This is a genomic window from Thermacetogenium phaeum DSM 12270 (assembly GCF_000305935.1).
Taxonomy (GTDB): Bacteria; Bacillota; DSM-12270; order Thermacetogeniales; family Thermacetogeniaceae; genus Thermacetogenium; species Thermacetogenium phaeum.
Window position 1 is genome coordinate 725,818 of sequence record NC_018870.1, and the last position, 17,628, is coordinate 743,445.

General features: G+C 48.2%; 20 protein-coding genes. 17 read left to right on the plus strand and 3 right to left on the minus strand.

Features of this window, described 5'->3' with window-relative positions; translation table 11 throughout:
• Window positions 1–26 precede the first annotated feature (26 nt).
• From eutL to TPH_RS03585, 14 genes are all read left to right on the plus strand, one after another.
• Window positions 27–683, plus strand: coding sequence for an ethanolamine utilization microcompartment protein EutL (gene eutL / locus TPH_RS03520; RefSeq protein WP_015049845.1), 657 nt, complete (start codon window positions 27–29; stop codon window positions 681–683).
• A 12-nt stretch (window positions 684–695) separates the two neighbouring features.
• Complete coding sequence (locus TPH_RS03525; RefSeq protein WP_015049846.1) at window positions 696–2,207, plus strand: acetaldehyde dehydrogenase (acetylating); 1,512 nt, start codon at window positions 696–698, stop codon at window positions 2,205–2,207.
• 117 nt (window positions 2,208–2,324) lie between these two features.
• Window positions 2,325–2,603, plus strand: coding sequence for a BMC domain-containing protein (locus tag TPH_RS03530; RefSeq protein ID WP_081578710.1), 279 nt, complete (start codon window positions 2,325–2,327; stop codon window positions 2,601–2,603).
• Window positions 2,604–2,625: 22 nt separating this feature from the next.
• Complete coding sequence (locus TPH_RS03535; protein WP_236608851.1) at window positions 2,626–3,339, plus strand: hypothetical protein; 714 nt, start codon at window positions 2,626–2,628, stop codon at window positions 3,337–3,339.
• An 85-nt stretch (window positions 3,340–3,424) separates the two neighbouring features.
• Window positions 3,425–4,285, plus strand: a complete 861-nt coding sequence (gene eutJ, locus TPH_RS03540) for an ethanolamine utilization protein EutJ (protein WP_015049849.1) — start codon at window positions 3,425–3,427, stop codon at window positions 4,283–4,285.
• Window positions 4,263–5,018, plus strand: coding sequence for a flavoprotein (locus tag TPH_RS03545; protein WP_015049850.1), 756 nt, complete (start codon window positions 4,263–4,265; stop codon window positions 5,016–5,018). Before eutJ ends, TPH_RS03545 begins: the two co-directional genes overlap by 23 nt.
• The gene (locus TPH_RS03550) at window positions 5,018–5,320 is read left to right on the plus strand and encodes a EutN/CcmL family microcompartment protein (protein ID WP_015049851.1); all 303 of its coding nucleotides are present in this window, start codon (window positions 5,018–5,020) and stop codon (window positions 5,318–5,320) included. The genes TPH_RS03545 and TPH_RS03550 overlap by 1 nt, the downstream gene beginning before the upstream one ends.
• Window positions 5,317–6,648: a 4Fe-4S dicluster domain-containing protein gene (locus TPH_RS03555; RefSeq protein WP_015049852.1), complete on the plus strand. Its 1,332-nt coding sequence runs from the start codon at window positions 5,317–5,319 to the stop codon at window positions 6,646–6,648. Before TPH_RS03550 ends, TPH_RS03555 begins: the two co-directional genes overlap by 4 nt.
• Window positions 6,649–6,685: 37 nt before the next feature.
• Window positions 6,686–7,234, plus strand: coding sequence for a BMC domain-containing protein (locus tag TPH_RS03560; protein ID WP_015049853.1), 549 nt, complete (start codon window positions 6,686–6,688; stop codon window positions 7,232–7,234).
• 32 nt (window positions 7,235–7,266) lie between these two features.
• A complete protein-coding gene (locus tag TPH_RS03565) occupies window positions 7,267–7,887 on the plus strand; it encodes a hypothetical protein (RefSeq protein WP_015049854.1) in 621 nt (206 codons plus the stop codon).
• A 62-nt stretch (window positions 7,888–7,949) separates the two neighbouring features.
• Window positions 7,950–8,240 carry a BMC domain-containing protein gene (locus TPH_RS03570; protein ID WP_081578711.1) on the plus strand — a complete coding sequence of 97 codons (291 nt, stop codon included), beginning with the start codon at window positions 7,950–7,952 and terminating at the stop codon, window positions 8,238–8,240.
• A gap of 230 nt (window positions 8,241–8,470) precedes the next feature.
• Complete coding sequence (gene eutH / locus TPH_RS03575; RefSeq protein WP_015049856.1) at window positions 8,471–9,709, plus strand: ethanolamine utilization protein EutH; 1,239 nt, start codon at window positions 8,471–8,473, stop codon at window positions 9,707–9,709.
• A 217-nt stretch (window positions 9,710–9,926) separates the two neighbouring features.
• Window positions 9,927–11,678, plus strand: coding sequence for an aldehyde ferredoxin oxidoreductase C-terminal domain-containing protein (locus TPH_RS03580; RefSeq protein WP_015049857.1), 1,752 nt, complete (start codon window positions 9,927–9,929; stop codon window positions 11,676–11,678).
• Between the two features lie 210 nt (window positions 11,679–11,888).
• Window positions 11,889–12,323 carry a helix-turn-helix domain-containing protein gene (locus tag TPH_RS03585; protein WP_015049858.1) on the plus strand — a complete coding sequence of 145 codons (435 nt, stop codon included), beginning with the start codon at window positions 11,889–11,891 and terminating at the stop codon, window positions 12,321–12,323.
• On the opposite strand, the gene TPH_RS03590 is transcribed toward TPH_RS03585, so the two are convergent.
• Window positions 12,286–13,233 (minus strand): PAS domain-containing protein, encoded by a 948-nt coding sequence (locus tag TPH_RS03590; RefSeq protein WP_015049859.1) that lies wholly within the window; start codon window positions 13,231–13,233, stop codon window positions 12,286–12,288. The two genes, TPH_RS03585 and TPH_RS03590, sit on opposite strands and share 38 nt — an antisense overlap.
• Window positions 13,223–13,423 carry a hypothetical protein gene (locus tag TPH_RS03595; protein ID WP_015049860.1) on the minus strand — a complete coding sequence of 67 codons (201 nt, stop codon included), beginning with the start codon at window positions 13,421–13,423 and terminating at the stop codon, window positions 13,223–13,225. Before TPH_RS03595 ends, TPH_RS03590 begins: the two co-directional genes overlap by 11 nt.
• A 20-nt stretch (window positions 13,424–13,443) precedes the next feature.
• Between TPH_RS03595 and TPH_RS15075 the strand changes: the two genes are divergently transcribed.
• On the plus strand, window positions 13,444–13,944 hold the full coding sequence (locus TPH_RS15075; protein ID WP_201764489.1) for a hypothetical protein: 501 nt from the start codon (window positions 13,444–13,446) through the stop codon (window positions 13,942–13,944).
• Between the two features lie 284 nt (window positions 13,945–14,228).
• Here TPH_RS15075 and TPH_RS16440 read toward each other — a convergent pair whose 3' ends face one another.
• A complete protein-coding gene (locus TPH_RS16440) occupies window positions 14,229–14,348 on the minus strand; it encodes a helix-turn-helix domain-containing protein (RefSeq protein ID WP_081578712.1) in 120 nt (39 codons plus the stop codon).
• A gap of 101 nt (window positions 14,349–14,449) precedes the next feature.
• Here TPH_RS16440 and TPH_RS03605 point away from each other — a divergent pair, with 101 nt between their 5' ends.
• Window positions 14,450–15,136 carry a phosphoribosylaminoimidazolesuccinocarboxamide synthase gene (locus TPH_RS03605; RefSeq protein WP_015049862.1) on the plus strand — a complete coding sequence of 229 codons (687 nt, stop codon included), beginning with the start codon at window positions 14,450–14,452 and terminating at the stop codon, window positions 15,134–15,136.
• A 307-nt stretch (window positions 15,137–15,443) separates the two neighbouring features.
• On the plus strand, window positions 15,444–17,621 hold the full coding sequence (gene rnr, locus TPH_RS03610; RefSeq protein ID WP_015049863.1) for a ribonuclease R: 2,178 nt from the start codon (window positions 15,444–15,446) through the stop codon (window positions 17,619–17,621).
• The last annotated feature ends 7 nt before the right edge of the window (window positions 17,622–17,628 follow it).

The window sequence follows — 17,628 nt, forward strand, 5'->3', positions numbered from 1 at the left end:
GTACCTGCTTTTAGGGGGTGAGCAGCGTGAATAATTTACAGGCGATTAAACCTAGGGTACTCAGCGTGAAAATTATTCCCAACGTTTATCCAGAACTCGGTAAAGAATTGGGATTCAAGCCTCACCACAGAAGCATTGGCATGATTACCTGTGATATTGATGATGCCGGCTACACTGCAATTGATGAGGCAACAAAAAAGGCTGACGTAGAAGTTGTTTATGCAAAGTCCTTTTATGCCGGGGCAGCTCATGCCTCCGGCCCGTTGTCCGGAGAATTTATCGGAATTCTTGCCGGCCCTAACCCTGCGGAAGTTCAAAGCGGTCTTAATGCAGCCATTCAGTGTCTGGAAGAGGAGGCCTGGTTTTACGCCGCCGATCCGGATGGGAAAATTGCTTTTTATCCCCATGTGATTTCCCGGACTGGGAGTTATCTTTCGAAGGTTTGTGGAATTCCGGAGGGCACGCCGATAGCTTACTTGATTGCCCCTCCAATTGAAGCCATGTATGCTCTTGATTTAGCTTTAAAAGCTGCTGAAGTTAAACTTTGCGTGTTTTATGGACCGCCTACCGAAACCAACTTTGCCGGTGGATTGTTGACGGGAACTCAAAGCGCGTGTCGTGCTGCAGCCCGCGCTTTTCAGGAAGGTGTTCTCTATGTTGCTCGAAATCCCTTGAAATTCTAGGAGGTAAGGCAGGTGGGTATTGATAAGGATTTAATTTCCAGACAGCAGGCGCGAGACTTAGCTAAAAAAGCCTCTGCTGCGCAGAAGATTTGGGCTCAAGCATCTCAGGAAGAGGTGGATCGCGTTGTGGAAGCTGCAGTTAAGGCGGGGGCTGATGCTGCTCAGAAGCTCGCGGAAATGGCTGTAGAAGAGACCTGCATGGGTACAGTTCAGGATAAAGTAGTAAAAAACCTCCTGGCGACGAAGATTCTTGGTGATTACATCAGAGATATGAGAACCGTTGGAGTTGTCAATGAGGATCAAGAGAAAAAAATCGTGGAAATTGCAGAACCTGTTGGCACGATTGCCGGCATCACTCCAACGACTAACCCAACTTCAACCGTTCTTTACAAAGCGATTATCGCTTTAAAGTCGAGGAACGCGATTGTCTTTTCACCCCACCCCAGAGCGGTGCGGTGCAGCTGTGAGGCTGCCAGAACTGTTTACGAGGCAGCTGTAAAAGCAGGAGCGCCTGAAGGGATCATCGGTTGTATGGACACACCTACCATGGAGGGAACTCGAGAATTAATGACCTATCCGGATGTCAGCTTCATTCTGGCTACCGGAGGCACGAGTCTGGTACATGCTGCTTACAGTTCTGGAAAGCCGGCGATTGGGGTGGGCCCCGGGAATGTGCCTGTCTACATTGAACGAACTGCTGATGTGGAAAAAGCCGTGCGCTACATTATTTTGAGTAAAACCTTTGACAACGGAACGGTTTGTGCTTCTGAGCAGCATGTTGTGACCGAGCGGGTGATCGAGGATGTGGTTGTAGAGGCTTTAAAAGAAAACGGCGCCTATTTTCTGGACAGTTCAGAAAAGAAAAAGGTTGAGGAGGTGGTTGTCCGCAACGGAGGCGTTAATCCAAAAGTCGTTGGTCAGGCGGCGACGAAGATTGCTGAAATGGCGGGTATCAAGGTTCCTGTCGGAACAAAAGTTCTTATTGCAAACCTCTCGCAGGTAGGGCCTCATGAGCCTCTTTCCGGCGAGAAGCTTTGTCCGGTTCTTGGGTTCTACACTGTCGACAACTGGGTGGAGGCATGTGAGTTGTGCATATCTTTGCTTCAGTATATGGGAATAGGCCACACTCTGGCAATTCATTCACAAAATGAAGCTGTTGTCATGGAGTTTGCTTTAAAGAAGCCGATTTCCCGGATAGTTTGGAATTCTCCGTCAACCCACGGAGCGGTAGGTCTCACCACAGGGCTGGCGCCGGCGCTGACGCTAAGCTGCGGAGCAATGGGAGGAAGCAGTACCGCGGATAATGTAACTCCGTACCATCTTCTCAATATTAAAAGACTTTGCGCCGGGATTAAGGATCCTGAAGAGCTTAATTTCGGGAGCGCAACAGGCACATTGCAGAGGCAAGATTTAGAGGCTATTGTTCGGGAGGTGCTGCGCCGTAGTCCGGATAAGTGCCTGCAAGAAGTTGAGTCTATCGTTTGGGAGACGTGGAAACGGTTACAGGAAAGTTCTGTTAAATGATGCGACAAAAAAGTGGAGTGGCGCTGTTCGGTAGCAAACTCACCGATCTCAAAAATCGATCGTTAAGCAAAATTCAAGGAGGGAGTATGAAAAGTGGTTAGTTTAATTGCTTTAGGGATGATCGAAACAAGGGGGCTTGTGGCTGCGATTGAGGCTGCGGACGCCATGTGTAAAGCTGCGGACGTCAGACTTATTGGTCGTGACCTTTCTAGCGGTGGCCTGGTGGCTGTAATGGTGCGTGGAGATGTTGGTGCCGTCAAAGCGGCGGTAGATGCCGGTGCTGCTGCTGCTCAGAAGGTAGGAGAGTTGGTAGCTGTTCATGTAATCCCTCGTCCCCATAATGAGGTGGAATACATTCTCCCGCGTCCCGGTTCCCAAGACAAGACGAAAAAGTAAAAGGAGTTGAGCAATATTGGGTGTGCTTACGGAAATAGAACTTCGGGACCGGGTGAGGCGGGAGGGGCCTTTGGACACTATTAGTGTTGAACCGGAAACCCTAATCACTCCGGCTGCCGCCCAGTATGCTCGGGAGCAAGGCATTAAGATCGTTTTTACAGACCGAGAAAAAGGAATTTCTAAGGAACAGCTTAAGGGGCAAAAAAAACCAGAGCACTATACTCATCTTGATCGAAAAAACCTTGTTCCCAAAACTCATCCCCGGATTAAGTTGAGGGGGATGCTTGACCTCCTTCAGGCGGTTATTATTAAGACTCAGGTGGCCGCTCAACAAGAAGGGATGCCGCAATTAGTAGGTGACCTAGAGCAGATGCTTGCTTATGCACGCCAGTTATTGCGAGCTGAGGTTACCGGGGATGGGGTTCCTGAGTTGAGACTGTTTGGGCTCTCTGAGGAGGATATTCGTGAATATTCACATCATCCCTTCAGTAAGATCGGAGTCAACCATCTAACTCCCAGCTACCACATGGGACAGGTAATTGCCGAACTCAACTACCTGCGTGCCGTTGTGCGTCAGGTGGAAGTATCCGCTTGTGATGCTTACCTCCACCAAGACGGAACGCCAGAGAGAGCAGATATCATCAAGGCTTTAAACCGCTTAAGCAGCGCAGTCTATGTGATGGAATGCAAAGTTGTGGCCGGCCAGTATTATAGCCGTGCCAAAGGTGAGGATTAGATGCTAGAAGGAAACAAATCTGTAAAACTGTTGAAAAGAGGTTGTGCGAGGAAGATGGGATATTATTAGAAAGCGGTGATCCGAAATGATCGATATCGACCGCGTTAATCAATATGTCGGTCAGATTGCCGGATACATTGAAGGCAATACAGCGCTGAGAGGAGCGAAGCAATACTTTGCCGGCGTTGATCTTGGGACGACCTATATGGTGGTAGCGGTTGTCGATGAAGAAGGCAGGCCCGCAGGCGGAGCTCTTCGCTGTGCTGAAGTGGTGAGGGATGGACTTGTGGTTGATTATGTCGGTGCTGTAAAAATTGTAAGAGAATTGAAGAAAGAAGTCGAAGAAGCGCTGGGGTCTGAATTGGAGGTGGCTGCCGTAGCTTATCCTCCCGGTTGTGAGGGGAGGAATGTGGACGCGTTTAGATATGTTGCCGAAGGCGCAGGTTTTGAGTGTGTGCGATCCCTGGAGGAACCTGTTGCAGCGAACTTAGTTCTTCAAGTTAAGGATGGAGCGATCGTCGATATCGGTGGGGGAACGACCGGAATAGCCGTTCTCAAAGACGGGGAAGTGGTTTACACTGCTGACGAGCCTACAGGAGGGACACACTTTTCCTTGGTAATTGCAGGCGCTTATAAGATTCCATTTTACGAGGCTGAAGAAAGGAAAAAGGACCCTTCTTTACAAATGGAGTTGTTTCCTGTGGTGAAACCGGTGATGGAAAAAATATCTATTATTATTGAAAGAGAAAGCCGTAGATCCGGATATTCAGTGAAAGAAATCTATCTCTGTGGCGGCACCAGTGCCTTTAAGGGAATAGAAAAAATTATTGCTGGCCGAACAGGTCTTCCGGTTGTAAAAGCCGCTTATCCCTGGTTGGTGACACCTGTAGGGATCGCCTTGGCCTGTAGGGAGGCAATCTTAAATGGTCACGAAGGAACTGATTGAAGATATAGTCAAGAGGGTCCTGGAAAAACTGGCAAATCGCCGGCATTTGCTCCTGATAATAACCCGTGAGGGGTCAAAAAGTCTTGAGCCTGCTTTATTTGTTAAGTCCTTGAAGGAACTCCGGCTGCTTTATCAACTCAGTGTACTGCTTCCTGATGAGGATATTGATGTGAGAATTAAAAACGTTTTGAGAGATTTTGAAGTGGATGTTCTTGAGAGGCCGGAACATGACTCTTGGGAAGGCATTTTTGATGCAGTGGAAGCTGTAATCGTTCCTGCTCTGGATCAAGACACTTTAGCGCGGATAGCACTGGGGCTCTTAGATCGTTTTGCTACGGAAGCGGTATTTAAGGCCCTGTATGAAGGGAAAAAGATTATTCTTTGCCCTGATGGATTGTTGTCTAAACCAGGATTGACTCAGGGATTGCGCTGTTTTATTGAAGATTATCTTCAAAAGGCGCGCCTCATTGGGTGCATTGTTTCCCCGCTGAATGAAGTGGCACGAGTTTTAGGCGGTAGTGGAGAAGCGTTAGGCCATCAAAGCAACTCAGAAAATTCTGAAGACAGGATTTTTTCTAAGAAGTTACTGGCCGCCGAGGACGTTACTAGTTTGCCGCAGAGTGTGAAGCGGTTGGTGTTGGAAGAGGGAATCTTGATCACACCGCTTGCCTGGGATCAACTTCGTGCACGGGGAATGGAAGTGGTTTTCAGGAAAGGAGAGGGATCTGAGTAATGTTTTTAGCGAGAGTGGTCGGGAATATTTGGTCGACCAAAAAAAATGAGGACCTAGTGGGATTAAAACTTTTGATGGTCCAACTTATCGATCACCAGGGACGCCCCTTTGGAAATACGATGATTGTTGCCGATCAAATTGGCGCCGGAATTGGGGAGGATGTCATCGTCACCCAGGGAAGTTCTGCCCGTAAGGCAATACCAGGAAAGGAAATTCCTGTAGATGCTTCAGTTGTGGGGATAGTCGATAGTATTGAGGTAGAGCGTTCCGGATTGCTCCGGGAGGGCACAGACAAGTCATGAGCGAAACGATTCCTCTTGTGGAAAAAGTCCGGCTCGCTGGTGTTGTGGGGGCTGGGGGAGCGGGTTTCCCTACCCACATAAAATACCAGGGACAGGCAGATTTAGTGATCGTCAACGGTGTTGAATGTGAACCTCTTCTCTGGGTTGACAAGGAAATCCTGCGTTTGAGGGTTATTCAGGTCCTCGCTGCTCTTCGTTCGGTAATGGAAGCTTTGGGGGCCAAACGGGGAGTAATTGTTATGAAGAGGAAGTACGAAGATATCGCCGGTATCGTCAAAAAGTTTTGTTCTAGATCCCAAGCGGCCCTTGAGCTCATTGATGATTATTATCCTGCAGGTGATGAACATGTTCTGGTCTACGAGGTTACGGGGGAACCCCTACCACCAGGGGTCATACCGGCGCAGAGAAAAATCATCGTTAACAATGTCGAGACAATGCTCAATGTTCACAATGCACTGAAGGGGCAACCGGTAACAGAAAAATGGGTTACGATAACGGGAGCTGTTCCAAAACCGGCCACTTTTATTGTCCCTATAGGTACCCCTGTCAGGTTGCTTATTGAGGCAGCAGGTGGAGCGACAGAGAACGATTATCTGGTTATCAGTGGTGGTCCCATGATGGGCAAGGTCATTGATCCCGAAGCTCCGGTGACGAAGACGACGAAAGGCATCCTGGTTTTGCCGCCCAGGCTACCGGTTAGTATTCGCAGCAGCGCGGAGATTTCAAACATCCTGCGCCTTTCGAAAAAATTTTGTGTTCAGTGTTCGTTTTGTACGGAGATGTGCCCCCGCTATTTGCTGGGTCATCCCTTAGAACCTCATCGGATCATGAGGGCATTTGCTTACAGCGATGATCTTACTCTCGAAGTTTTTCGACTGGCTCATCTTTGCTGTGAGTGTGGAGTTTGTTCTGTAATTGCTTGCCCGATGAATATTTCGCCTATGCACGTTAATCAGTGGTTGAAGAAAGAGCTTTCAGAGAGAGGATTGCGTTACGAGGGGAGAAACGATAGATTAAGCCCCCGTTCTGTCAGAAATATGAGGTTAATTCCCTCGAAGAACGTCCTCCGCCGGCTGGGAATCAGCCATTTTGATAAATATGCGGGTTATAAGAAATTTGATAATTCAAAGGTGCGGGAAGTGCGCTTACTGCTAAAACAACATGCAGGTAAACCGGCAGTTCCTAGAGTTCGCCCAGGGGATTATGTAAAGAAAGGTGATTTAATTGCTGAAGTGGTCGATGGTATCGGGGCCTTGCTTCATGCATCTATCGACGGTATGGTGAAAAATGTTACTTCGGAAGTGATTGTGCTTAGGGCAGAGAGGTAGCCGTAAAGAGGTATTTTTTTACGAGGGGTGCATAAGAGTGATCACTGCGATTGGACTTGTGGAGTTTCAGAGTATTGCCAAAGGGATTGAAGGAGCCGATGCAATGGTTAAAGCTGGGCGAGTTGAATTAGTCCTGGCCAGACCTATCTGCCCGGGAAAATATATTGCTTTAGTTGAAGGTGATGTGGCTGCAGTAAGAGCAGCGGTGGATGCCGGAATCGCTTGTGGTGAAGAAATGATAGTGGACACTTTCGTAATTCCCAACATCCATTCCCTTGTTTTAAAAGGGCTTTACGGTCAGGTTGAGTTCGAGAGGGTGGATGCCTTAGGTATCATCGAGACGTTCAGTGTGGCTTCGTTGATTGAGGCGGCGGATGCTGCAGTGAAGACTGCTGATGTCAGGCCCTTAGAGATTAGACTGGCTGTGGGAGTAGGTGGAAAGTCTTATGTGGTGATAACGGGAGATGTAGCAGCGGTTGAATCCGCAGTGAGAGCGGGTGCAGATGTGGCGGCTCAAAGGGGACTATTGGTGAAAGAGGTGGTTATCCCCGGACCTGCTTCAGAAATTAAGAAAGGGGCCTTCTAGCTTTACTATTGGAGTAAGGAGGGTTTGAAGTTTTGGGAGTCCTTACAGAAATAAGATTGCGAGACCTTCTCTCAAAGGGTTCAAAGGAGGTGTTTATAGAAAAAGGAACGATTGTTACTCCTGCTGCCCGTGATTTTGCTCGGGAAGCAGGCATAACGCTGGTCTACGATAAAAAACCAGAAGAGCGGTTAGAAAGAGAAGAAGAGAATGGTTTGCTGGAAGTACAGCAAGATGATTCTGAGAAAAAAGATTCTAGAGAACAACAATACGATGAACTTATTGCTAAAGTTACAGAGATAACCAGGCAGAAGCTCGGAGATGGTCCCATAGCCGAGGAAGTGATTACGAAGGTTGTATCTTCTTTAATGAAGTGCCAGCAGCGTTACAGCCGTGCTAATTTGCTGGCAACGTCATCAGGCGGGAAAGGAGTAGATGTAACTCTACCTTCTGGCGGTCAGTGCACTTTGGGCTTAGTTTCTCTGGCGCGCGGGGAGGTTTGGCGGTTGCCGCACAAATCTCTTTTCCTTGTGTCTACCGGCAAGCTGAAGGTTTTACCTGATAGTCAGCTTTTAGGTGCCGGTGATGGATACCAGGCCGCTGAAGGCTGTCAGGTTCAGGCATTGGACGATTCCACGTTTTTCTGTATCCAATAAAATTCTGAGAAAACACTGATTGGGAGGGAGTAAGCTTGAATCGAGAGAGAATTGCATTGGGAATGATCGAAACTCGGGGAGAGGTTCCTGCTATCGAAGCAGCTGACGCTATGGTTAAAGCTGCTGATGTTCATTTGATCGGTAAGGTGATTATTGGAGGAGGTCTGGTTACGGTTCTGGTGCGGGGGGACGTTGGAGCAGTCAAGGCAGCGGTGGACGCCGGCGCAGCCGCTGCTCAGCGAGTAGGTCAATTAATTGCTGTCCACGTTATTCCTCGTCCGCACCCTGACGTAGAAATGATTCTTCCTTCCATCGAAGAATTGGAAGAGAAACAATCAGGGGCTTCCTCTTGAAAGAATTGACAACCTGAAACAAGCCTTACTTTTGAAACTACTGATGGTTGTTGGTTAGGGAAGGCCAATGAAGTCCTTCTCGTGCACAAAGGTGTGCATGGGGAAGGACTATTTTTGTATTAAAAACTAGCAGCTTTACTGGTGATTTATTTATAGGACGGCAACTCTTTTTTGATAATCTTTTAGATTTACTTTTTTAAAAAATAAATTTTTATCGGAGGGATCGGTGAATGTCTCAGATAGGAACGTATGTCCTTTACGTTATTATGGCGTGTGCTATTTTAGGTGCTTTTGCAGCAATTCGTGATAGTGAGAGAGGTTTGGGATATGAATTTTTGCAAGGAATATATCAAATCGGTCCGATTTTTATACCGGTAGCAGGCATAATGGCGTCGATACCCTATTTATCAAAAGCAATTGTATACTTATTTGGGCCATTATTTAGTCTAGTGGGGGCAGATCCTGCGATTGCAGCTACAACTATAATCGCTGTGGATATGGGTGGTTACCAATTGGCTGAGGCTATAGCTGCAACAAAAGAAAGTTGGATTATGGCGATGATCACTGGTTATATGGCCGGAGCGACAATTGTTTTTAGTGTTCCTGTCGGATTGGTAATGCTGGATAAACGTGATCATAAGTATTTAGCGTTGGGAGTTATGTCCGGCATTTTAACTGTCCCTATAGGGGTACTTGCCAGTACATGTTTACTTGCTTTGACGAATACTCCTGTAAGAGATATTATTTCAACTGATGCTCTTCCCAATTATTACCTTGATTATAATCTTGGTTTGATTTTTGCTAATCTTTTGCCTTTGTTCATTATTTGTGTGCTAATTGCCCTTGGTCTACGTTATTATCCCAATTTTATGATTAAAGCGTTTTTGTGGTTTGGCAAAATTATGGATACGGGAATCAAATTAGTTTTGGTTTTTTCAATAGTCGAGTATTTTACGGGGGTTTTTTCGACAATCTTTGGGTATTGGGGGTTCGACCCCATTATTGCCGATAGTGAAAATCAATTTCGGGCTCTGGAGATAGCTGGTTACATAGGAGTTATGTTGGCAGGAGCATTTCCAATGGTGTATCTCATTAAGAAGTATTTGGCCAAACCATTAGAAAGAATAGGGCGTAAATGTGGATTTACATCGGTTGGAAGTGCAGGAATATTGGCAGCATCAGCGAATATTCTGGCGATGTATCGTATAATCAAAGACATGCCGCCTAAAGATAAAGTTCGGTGTATAAGCTTTGCTGTTTGTTGCGCGTTTTTATTTGGTGATCATATGGCTTTTACTGCTAATTTTCAGCCGACCATGATTGCTTGTGTAATGCTTGGGAAAATAACTGGAGGACTCCTTGGTATTGCTTTAGCGACATGGCTTTCTGTGCCCCGAGCCCTCGAGTTGGAGCAGGAAGATCGTGCTGCCGGTATTATAAAGAAAAATGAATACTTGAATCTTTCATGAACCTTAAAGAATTTGGGGATTGATGGAGCCGGGCATTAATTGGTCCGGCTTCATGTTCGCTCCATTATTTTGTAATAATGAAACCCAGCCGACTGGAAGAAGCAAGCAACCCCAAAAATGTTCATAGAGAAAAATGTATCGAGCCGAGGCAAACTGTAAACCCAATTAAAAATATCGCAAGTATTGTCGTACAAATCTTGTAATTGGAGGTTATAGTATGAAGTATTTTGTTAATGTGGACATGAGCGAACTCAAGATTCGCTTTGAAGAGGTTCCTGAAAAGTATCGAAAGATGGGCGGACGCTGGCTGACTTCCCAATTTGTTTATGATGAGGTGCCTCCAATCTGTCATCCGCTGGGACCTTTTAATAAGTTAATATTTGCACCAGGTATTGTTACCGGAACGACGGCGCCGTGTTCTGGTCGAATCTCTGTAGGGAGTAAATCCCCTTTAACCGGGGGAATAAAAGAGGCTAATGCCGGTACACCGGCAGCTCAAGCTCTGGCCAAGATGGGAATAAAGGCTATAGTTATCCAAGGACAGCCAAAAGTACAGAATGGTTATTGGATTTTGAGGATAAAAGGTGGTAGTGGAAGCCTCGAACCGGCGGAGGAGTTTATTGGAATGGGAATCTATGAATTCGCCGAACGAGTAAAAAAGAAGTACGGCAAGGTCGATTTTGCTGTTATTGGGCCTGCAGGTGAAAAGTGCATGCCTGCCGCCGGGGTATGTTTTAATGATAAAGATGGGCGTCCTTATCGGTACGCAGCCCGCGGTGGATTGGGGGCTGTTATGGGAGCTAAAGGGCTTAAAGCGATTGTCATTGAAGATGATTGCAATAATTCGTCAGTAACCGTCGTTAAGCAAGGTAATTTTAAAGATGGACGGCGGAAATTGATAGAAGCTTTGAGAGGACATAGAATGACTAAACCTGGTGGTTTGCTCAATACTTATGGTATGAGCTTTTTGATGGATGTATTAAATCGGATTGGGGCCTTACCTACTCGTAATTTTAGGGCTGGTAGTTTTGAGGGGGCTCACAAATTATCAGGCGAGGTTATCGTAGAGATGATAAAACAGAGAAAAGGGGAAGGCACAATTGGTTACCCATGCCACCCAGGGTGTATAATTCAATGCGGTCATATTTGGCCTTGCCCTGATGGAGTTGAGCATGTTGATTTGAAATATGAATCAGTTTGGGCATTGGGTGCTAATTGCGGGATAGACGATATCGATGCGATAGCTGAACTTATTTGGATCTGTAACAATTATGGTTTAGATACTATTGAGGTTGGAGTTACTTTAGGTGTGGCCATGGAAGCAGGTCTTTTGCCGTTTGGAGGTCATCGAGAAGCAAAAAGATTAGTGATGGAGTGTGCCCAGGGAAAACTTTCAGGCCGCTTTCTAGGTAGCGGTGCTGCTACTGCAGGAAGGCTTTTGGGTGTCCGGAGGGTACCGGTAGTTAAGGGACAGGGGATGCCGGGTTATGATCCCCGAATAGTTAAGGGTTTAGGCATAACCTATATGACCTCGCCTATGGGGTCAGATCATACTGCCGGTTATACAGCAGCTGCAGAAATATTCGGCATCGGCGGCAGGGTTAATCCCTTAGCGTCTACAGGCAAAACGGAGTTATCAAGATATTTTCAGAGTATCACTGCCTTCCTGGACGCCGCAGGTTTTTGCCTGTTTATTCTTTTTGCTGTATTGGATATTGATGATGGATTCAGAGGCGTGGTAGAAACCTGTAACGGAGTCCTGGGGACTGAGTGGACAGCAGATGATGTAATGTTAATGGGTGCGGAAATCCTTAGAATCGAGCGCTCTTTTAATGAAGCTGCAGGATTTACTAAGGCGGATGACCGAACGCCGGAGTTCATGCGTTATGAGCCTTTACCACCTCACAGCCAGGTTTACGATGTAGCTGCGGAGGAGCTAGATGGGGTATTCCACAATGAAACAAGGTAATAATATGGAAAAAGGAGGATATCCCTCCTAATTGTTGAATAAGTAAATACGAGTTGACAGTGATGCTGGAAAACGGTTATTGCGAGAGATATAATTGTAATTGTTTTATAATTCACAATTTCGTGATATACTCATGTTAAGGTTACTGTAGGTAACCAAAAAAATTGTTTTTAGTTTGTTTTAGTTTGTTTTAGAAGGGGTGGGGGAACTGTGGCTGAGAGTAAGCTGGGTCATAAGCTGCGTCAGCTCCGTAAAATCCGAAACCTAACGGCAGACGAGCTTTCCAAGCTATCGGGAGTCTCCCGATCATATATATTGTTAATCGAAACCGGCAAGCGCACGGAGGTATCCAATAAAATCTTAGATAAACTTGCCAGAGCTTTGCGCGTCAACCCCAATTATTTTAAAATCGATGATGCAGCTCTCCCTATGGATGTTCTCCCTGACTTACCGCCCGACATCATTGAACTTATCGTTTCCGCAGACAGCATGCCCTATTTGAAGCTGACCCGGAAAGCCAAAGAAAAAGGGCTCTCTCCGGAAACGCTGGAAAAGGTTTTGGACATTTTAATTGAAGGGTTGGAGAAAAAGAATAACAACGAAACTACTATTTCAGAAAGAAATAATCCTTCCCATCGTAGATGAACTCCACTTCTTCGGCGAGGCGGGCGTATGCGTGAAAATCGATTTTAACGCTTTCTTTTACGAGATTAAGCCGTGACTGGATGCAGAGCAAGTCTTCGATACTTTTTTGAATCATCATCAAGGCCTCGGCCTTGTGATCAATGGTGTCCCGGATCATATAAAGGTGGGAGATTACCTTGGATGTTAAGTTGTTAATTTCACTGGCCATGTTCTCGTAATCGTTGAGCAAGGCTCTGAGCTGCTCTTCGGAGTGCTTGCGCTCGGTTATATCGGTAATGAAACCCTCGAAAAACTCTTCTCCTTTGCTGTTGACGATGCCCAGGCACTGCTCCAGAACCCATTTTTCCGTGCCATTTGCAGTAATGATGCGGTATTCTTGCTGGAAGGGTCTGGAATCCCGAAGGCCCATCTGGGCAACATCCCAAGTGCGCTCCAGGTCATCAGGAGGAATCAAGTCCCCCCAGGCCACGGTTTTATTATCGATCAAATCCTCTGCATGGTAGCCCGTTAGTTTGTAGCAATCGCCTTCGATCCATTTCATTGTCCATTTTCTGTCGTTTTTGCAACGATAATAGATGCTGGGCGCATAACCGAGGAGGGTGAAATATGCTCGCTGTTTTCTCCACGATTTTCGGGAATGTTTATGCCTTGGCAAAATATTGATAAAAGCCAAGAACTTGTGAACTTTACCATCATGACCGGTTATCGCATGAGCGACAACTTCTACAGGTATCCGCGAGCGGTTTTTATGCAACAGTTCTTTTCGGTAAACACGAGGCTCTCCGTTCTGACATAGAAGATCTAAGGTTTCAGCTTCTTTCTGGCGCCATTCTGCAGGGGTCAGGTCCATAGATTGTGGCTGAGCTTCAGCGCTTTGCAGCAGGCGGCGATTTCGTCTTTCAGCATACATCGACACCGCCTTTTAGAAAGGCTTCGTCGTATTCCTCTGCATTGAAGCGAAATGCTGTCAATTCCGGAATCCCTTCGGGAAGTTTTACCGGTTCTAGTTGTGGGATTATGCCTGTTATCCTGCTGTGGATGGCTATGAGGCTGTCTATATCCTGTACCCCGTAAAGGAGGGCCTCAGTTACAGCGTTCACAGCCTGTTCAAAGCTGCTTTTTGCACAAAGTGCTCTTCTTTTCACCTAAAGGCGAAAAGGGCACTACTGTCGAACAGCAGCTCCTCGGCCAACAGCGTCCTTTAACTCAAATCGGCCGCATCTTGAACGAGTTAGGGATTCAACATATCCCCGCCCGTTCCCCTCAGGCTAAAGGCCGCATCGAACGTTCCTTCCAGACCCTCCAGGAAAGGCTCGTTCTTGAGTTGCGCCTGGCAGGTGCTGCTACCCTCGATCAGGCTAATGCCGTCCTTAAAAACTTTGTCGTGCGCTATAACAAAAAGTTCGCCGTGCAACCCGCTGATCCGGTTTCCGCTTTCCGCCCCATCCCCTCCCACTTGCGCCTGGAGCATGTCTTCTGCTGGAAGGAACACAGGATGTTGAACCCCGGCTATACCATCCGCTTCGAGTGTAAGGCTTATAAGGTGTTAAATCCTAAAGGTGCGCCTGTTATCCCTCCGCGGTCGAGGTGCATAAGCTCCTTGATGGCCGCTTGTATGTAGGATGGAAGGGTAATATATACTCGTTAGTGCCGTTGGATGTTACCTCTTCTACTGAAACAAAGTATAAGGTTGAGCCTCGTGTTTCTGCCAATATTAATAAAAAGGCGGGCGCTTCTTCAGTTCGCAGGCCCGCTCAAGATCATCCATGGCGTAAACCATGGAAACCCCTCAGGCCTAATTATACCACTCCTACCCTGACAGATTCACAGACGAGTTTTACCTGACATTTTCATTGATGCTTGACATAGGGTGTGTACTGGTGAGCGATTTGCGCTGTTTGGCTCTTAGAGAGCCGATTTTTCGCAAGTCCTCTTGATAACGATGTTGTGTTTTCTAATTTTGTTGTACAGCGTTGCCCGGCATATTCCCAGCTCCCTGGCGGTGGCGGCTATGTTGAGCCACAGTGCTCAAGTTTAAACTTCCAGGTTTCGGTTGATCCGATAGTACCTGATTAAATGTGGTAAAATAGCATTCGATCAAAAATTTACTTGGAGAAGCAGTCGGGATGAGGCGCATTTATACTGGAAAGACAAAGGATGTCTGTGCCTTAGATGATGGAAATTATCTCTTAAAGTTTAAGGATGACGTTACTGGTGAGAATGGTGTGTTCGACCCCGGTGCAAATACGGTCGGTTTGACGATCGAGGGGGCGGGAAGGGCAGGATTGAGGCTGACGAAGCACTTTTTAGAAATATTAGAAGAGAAAGGGATACCCACTCACTACATTGATGCAAATGTGGAAGAGGCGACGATGACGGTTAAGCCGGCGGAGGTTTTCGGCAACGGGCTGGAAGTCATCTGTCGCTACAGAGCTGTGGGCAGTTTTCTGCGCCGTTACGGGATGTATGACAAAGAAGGGCAGCCCCTGGATGCTTTTGTGGAGTTCCCCCTCAAAGACGATTCCCGGCAGGACCCGCCCATAACCGAGGATGCCCTCGTTGTGCTGGGGATCATGTCTTCGGAGGAATACCGGGAAGTCAAAAACCTTGCCAGGAAAATCGGCGCTATAATCAAAGAAGAGCTGGCCAAGAAGGGCATCGAGCTTTATGATATCAAGTTCGAGTTCGGCAGGGTTGGCGAAGATAGGAAGATCGCTTTGATCGACGAGATCTCCGGAGGGAACATGCGGGCTTACAAGGACGGTAAATACATTGAACCACTGATGCTGGAAAAACTGATATTAGATGCCTGAAAAGGGTGCGAGAGATTGACAAGAGGCTGTCGGGGTTGAGGGGGGTTTCCTCTCAACCCTGTCTTTCTCTACCTCTCCGTTGGGTGTACTTCGTTTCCAGGAAGTTCAGACGTTCGGATTTAGACCGGGACGAGAAGGGCGAGTGATTTCCGAAGAGGAACTCCGAAGGGGAGCGCCTCTTATGGGAAGGTGCGTTTGCCTGCTTTAATCGTGGAGCTGGTCGCACCGGATCTGACGGCAGCTGGCAGTTGTTTTTGACGCCGGGGAAGATTACAATTATCGTATATATCAGGGTGAGGTAAAGAGCATGAGGAGAAAGAAGAAAGAGCGCAAGAAGCTCGCCAGAAAAAAGGGCACACTGGAGCCGGAGGCTATTCTCTCCTGTCTGCGGTCAGCCAGCAGGCCTTTGTCTTTAAGTGAAATTGTCGAGCAGTTGGGATGTGATCCGGGGGAGCTGCCTTTTGTGCTCCAGGAGATGGAAGAGCGGGGGCAGGTAATCCGGACGCGTAAGAACCGCTACGGAATTCCGGAGAAAATGAATCTCTTCGTCGGCACTATTCAGGGGCACCCGCGCGGGTATGCCTTTTTGATCCCCGATGACGGGAGGATGGAAGATATCTTTATTTCCAGAGAGAACCTGGGCGGGGCCATGCACAACGACAGGGTAATTGTGCGCCCTCTGGGTTTGAGCCTGCAGGGAAAGCACCTCGAGGGCGAAGTGATCAGGGTTATTGAGCGCGCTAACACCAGGGTCGTTGGGGTTTACGAAGAGGCCAACAGGCACTTTGGTTTTGTGGTGCCGGATGAGAAGAGGCTCGGGTGGGATATATTCGTTCCCCGGGCCAGGGCTAAGGGGGTTAAAACGGGGGATAAGGTTGTTGTGGAGATTACCTCCTGGCCAGGGCCGCGCCGGAACCCGGAGGGAAGGATTGTCGAGCGCCTGGGCGCCGTCGGGGAGCCCGGTATCGACATCCTCTCGATTGTGAAGAAGTACGGCCTTTCAGAGGAGTTCCCGCGCCGCGTGATGAAAGAGGCCGAAGCGATCCCCCTGGAAGTGACACCTGAAGACCGGGAGGGGCGCTGGGATCTGCGGGAGCTTCCGATGGTTACCATCGACGGTGAAGATGCCAAGGACCTTGATGACGCCGTTTCGCTGGAGAGGCTGCCGGACAACAACTACCGTTTGGGTGTGCATATCGCCGACGTTTCCTATTATGTGAAAGAAAACAGCGAACTGGATAAGGAAGCTTTCCGGCGGGGCACCAGCGTCTACCTGGTGGACCGGGTGATCCCCATGCTTCCGGCCAGGCTTTCAAACGGTATTTGCAGCCTGAATGCCGGTGAGGACAGGCTGGCCATTTCAGTGTTCATGGAGATCAATGCAGAGGGGAATGTGGTCCGCTACGAGATCGGCCCTTCGGTCATTCGGGTGGACGAAAGGATGACTTATACCAATGTGCGCCGAATCCTGGAGGAGGATGTTCCGGAGCTTTATCAGCGCTATTCCTCTTTCGTCAAGACATTTCAAGAGATGAAGGAGCTGTGCCTCATTCTCCGGCGAAGGCGGAGGCTGAGAGGAGCCCTGGACTTCGATTTTCCCGAGAGCAAGGTGACCTTGGACGAAGAGGGCCGTCCGGTTGACGTCCTGCTCATGGAGCAGTCAATCGCCAATCAGATCATCGAGGAGTTTATGCTGATCGCCAACGAAACGGTGGCCCGCCATCTTACAAAAATGGAGGTGCCGCTCCTCTACCGTGTCCACGAGGAGCCGAAAGCGGAGAAACTAAACGCCCTTAACGAGTTCCTGCACGGGTTCGGTTTTCATATCCCCTCTGCCAACGGGGTGCATCCCCGCTTTTTCCAGGAGATCCTGCATAAGGTGGAGGACCGGCCGGAGCGGCTGGTGGTGCAGACGGTGATGCTGCGCTCGCTGCAGCACGCCCGCTACGATCCCAAACCTTTAGGGCACTTCGGGCTGGCGGTGCGGTATTACACCCATTTTACTTCCCCGATCCGGCGCTATCCGGACCTGATCGTGCACAGAGTGCTCCGGGAGGTGCTGGCGCACGGGAAAATTCCCGCCAAGCGCAGGGAGAAACTGGAGCAGATGATGCCTGTTTATGCCGAGCAGACATCGGAGAGGGAGCTGATAGCTGAGGAAGCGGAGCGGGAAACGGTCGAACTGAAGCAGGTTGAGTATATCAGTCAGTTCCTGGGGGAGGTCTTCGATGGTATTGTGGTAAGCATTACCAGCTTCGGGATGTTCGTTGCCCTTCCCAACGGGATTGAAGGCCTGGTGCATGTGTCCACGATGACCGATGACTATTACCTTTTCAATGAAAAGAACTATACCCTGACCGGTGAGCACTCCGGGAAGACCTTCCGGATCGGTGACCGGGTTAAGGTACAGCTGGTTCGCGCCAGCGTTGAAAGCCGGGAGATCGATTTTGAGCTGGTGCCGCAGCCGCCGGGACAGGGCAGTTGAGCGTTGC

Coding starts and splice junctions, on each gene's coding strand:
- TPH_RS03530 (WP_081578710.1), top strand. CDS start 2,325: ATGATCGAAACAAGGGGGCTTGTGGCTGCGATTGAGGCTGCGGACGCC.
- eutJ (WP_015049849.1), top strand. CDS start 3,425: ATGATCGATATCGACCGCGTTAATCAATATGTCGGTCAGATTGCCGGA.
- TPH_RS03545 (WP_015049850.1), top strand. CDS start 4,263: ATGGTCACGAAGGAACTGATTGAAGATATAGTCAAGAGGGTCCTGGAA.
- TPH_RS03550 (WP_015049851.1), top strand. CDS start 5,018: ATGTTTTTAGCGAGAGTGGTCGGGAATATTTGGTCGACCAAAAAAAAT.
- TPH_RS03555 (WP_015049852.1), top strand. CDS start 5,317: ATGAGCGAAACGATTCCTCTTGTGGAAAAAGTCCGGCTCGCTGGTGTT.
- TPH_RS03570 (WP_081578711.1), top strand. CDS start 7,950: ATGATCGAAACTCGGGGAGAGGTTCCTGCTATCGAAGCAGCTGACGCT.
- eutH (WP_015049856.1), top strand. CDS start 8,471: ATGTCTCAGATAGGAACGTATGTCCTTTACGTTATTATGGCGTGTGCT.
- TPH_RS03580 (WP_015049857.1), top strand. CDS start 9,927: ATGAAGTATTTTGTTAATGTGGACATGAGCGAACTCAAGATTCGCTTT.
- TPH_RS03590 (WP_015049859.1), bottom strand. CDS start 13,233: ATGTATGCTGAAAGACGAAATCGCCGCCTGCTGCAAAGCGCTGAAGCT.
- TPH_RS03605 (WP_015049862.1), top strand. CDS start 14,450: ATGAGGCGCATTTATACTGGAAAGACAAAGGATGTCTGTGCCTTAGAT.
- rnr (WP_015049863.1), top strand. CDS start 15,444: ATGAGGAGAAAGAAGAAAGAGCGCAAGAAGCTCGCCAGAAAAAAGGGC.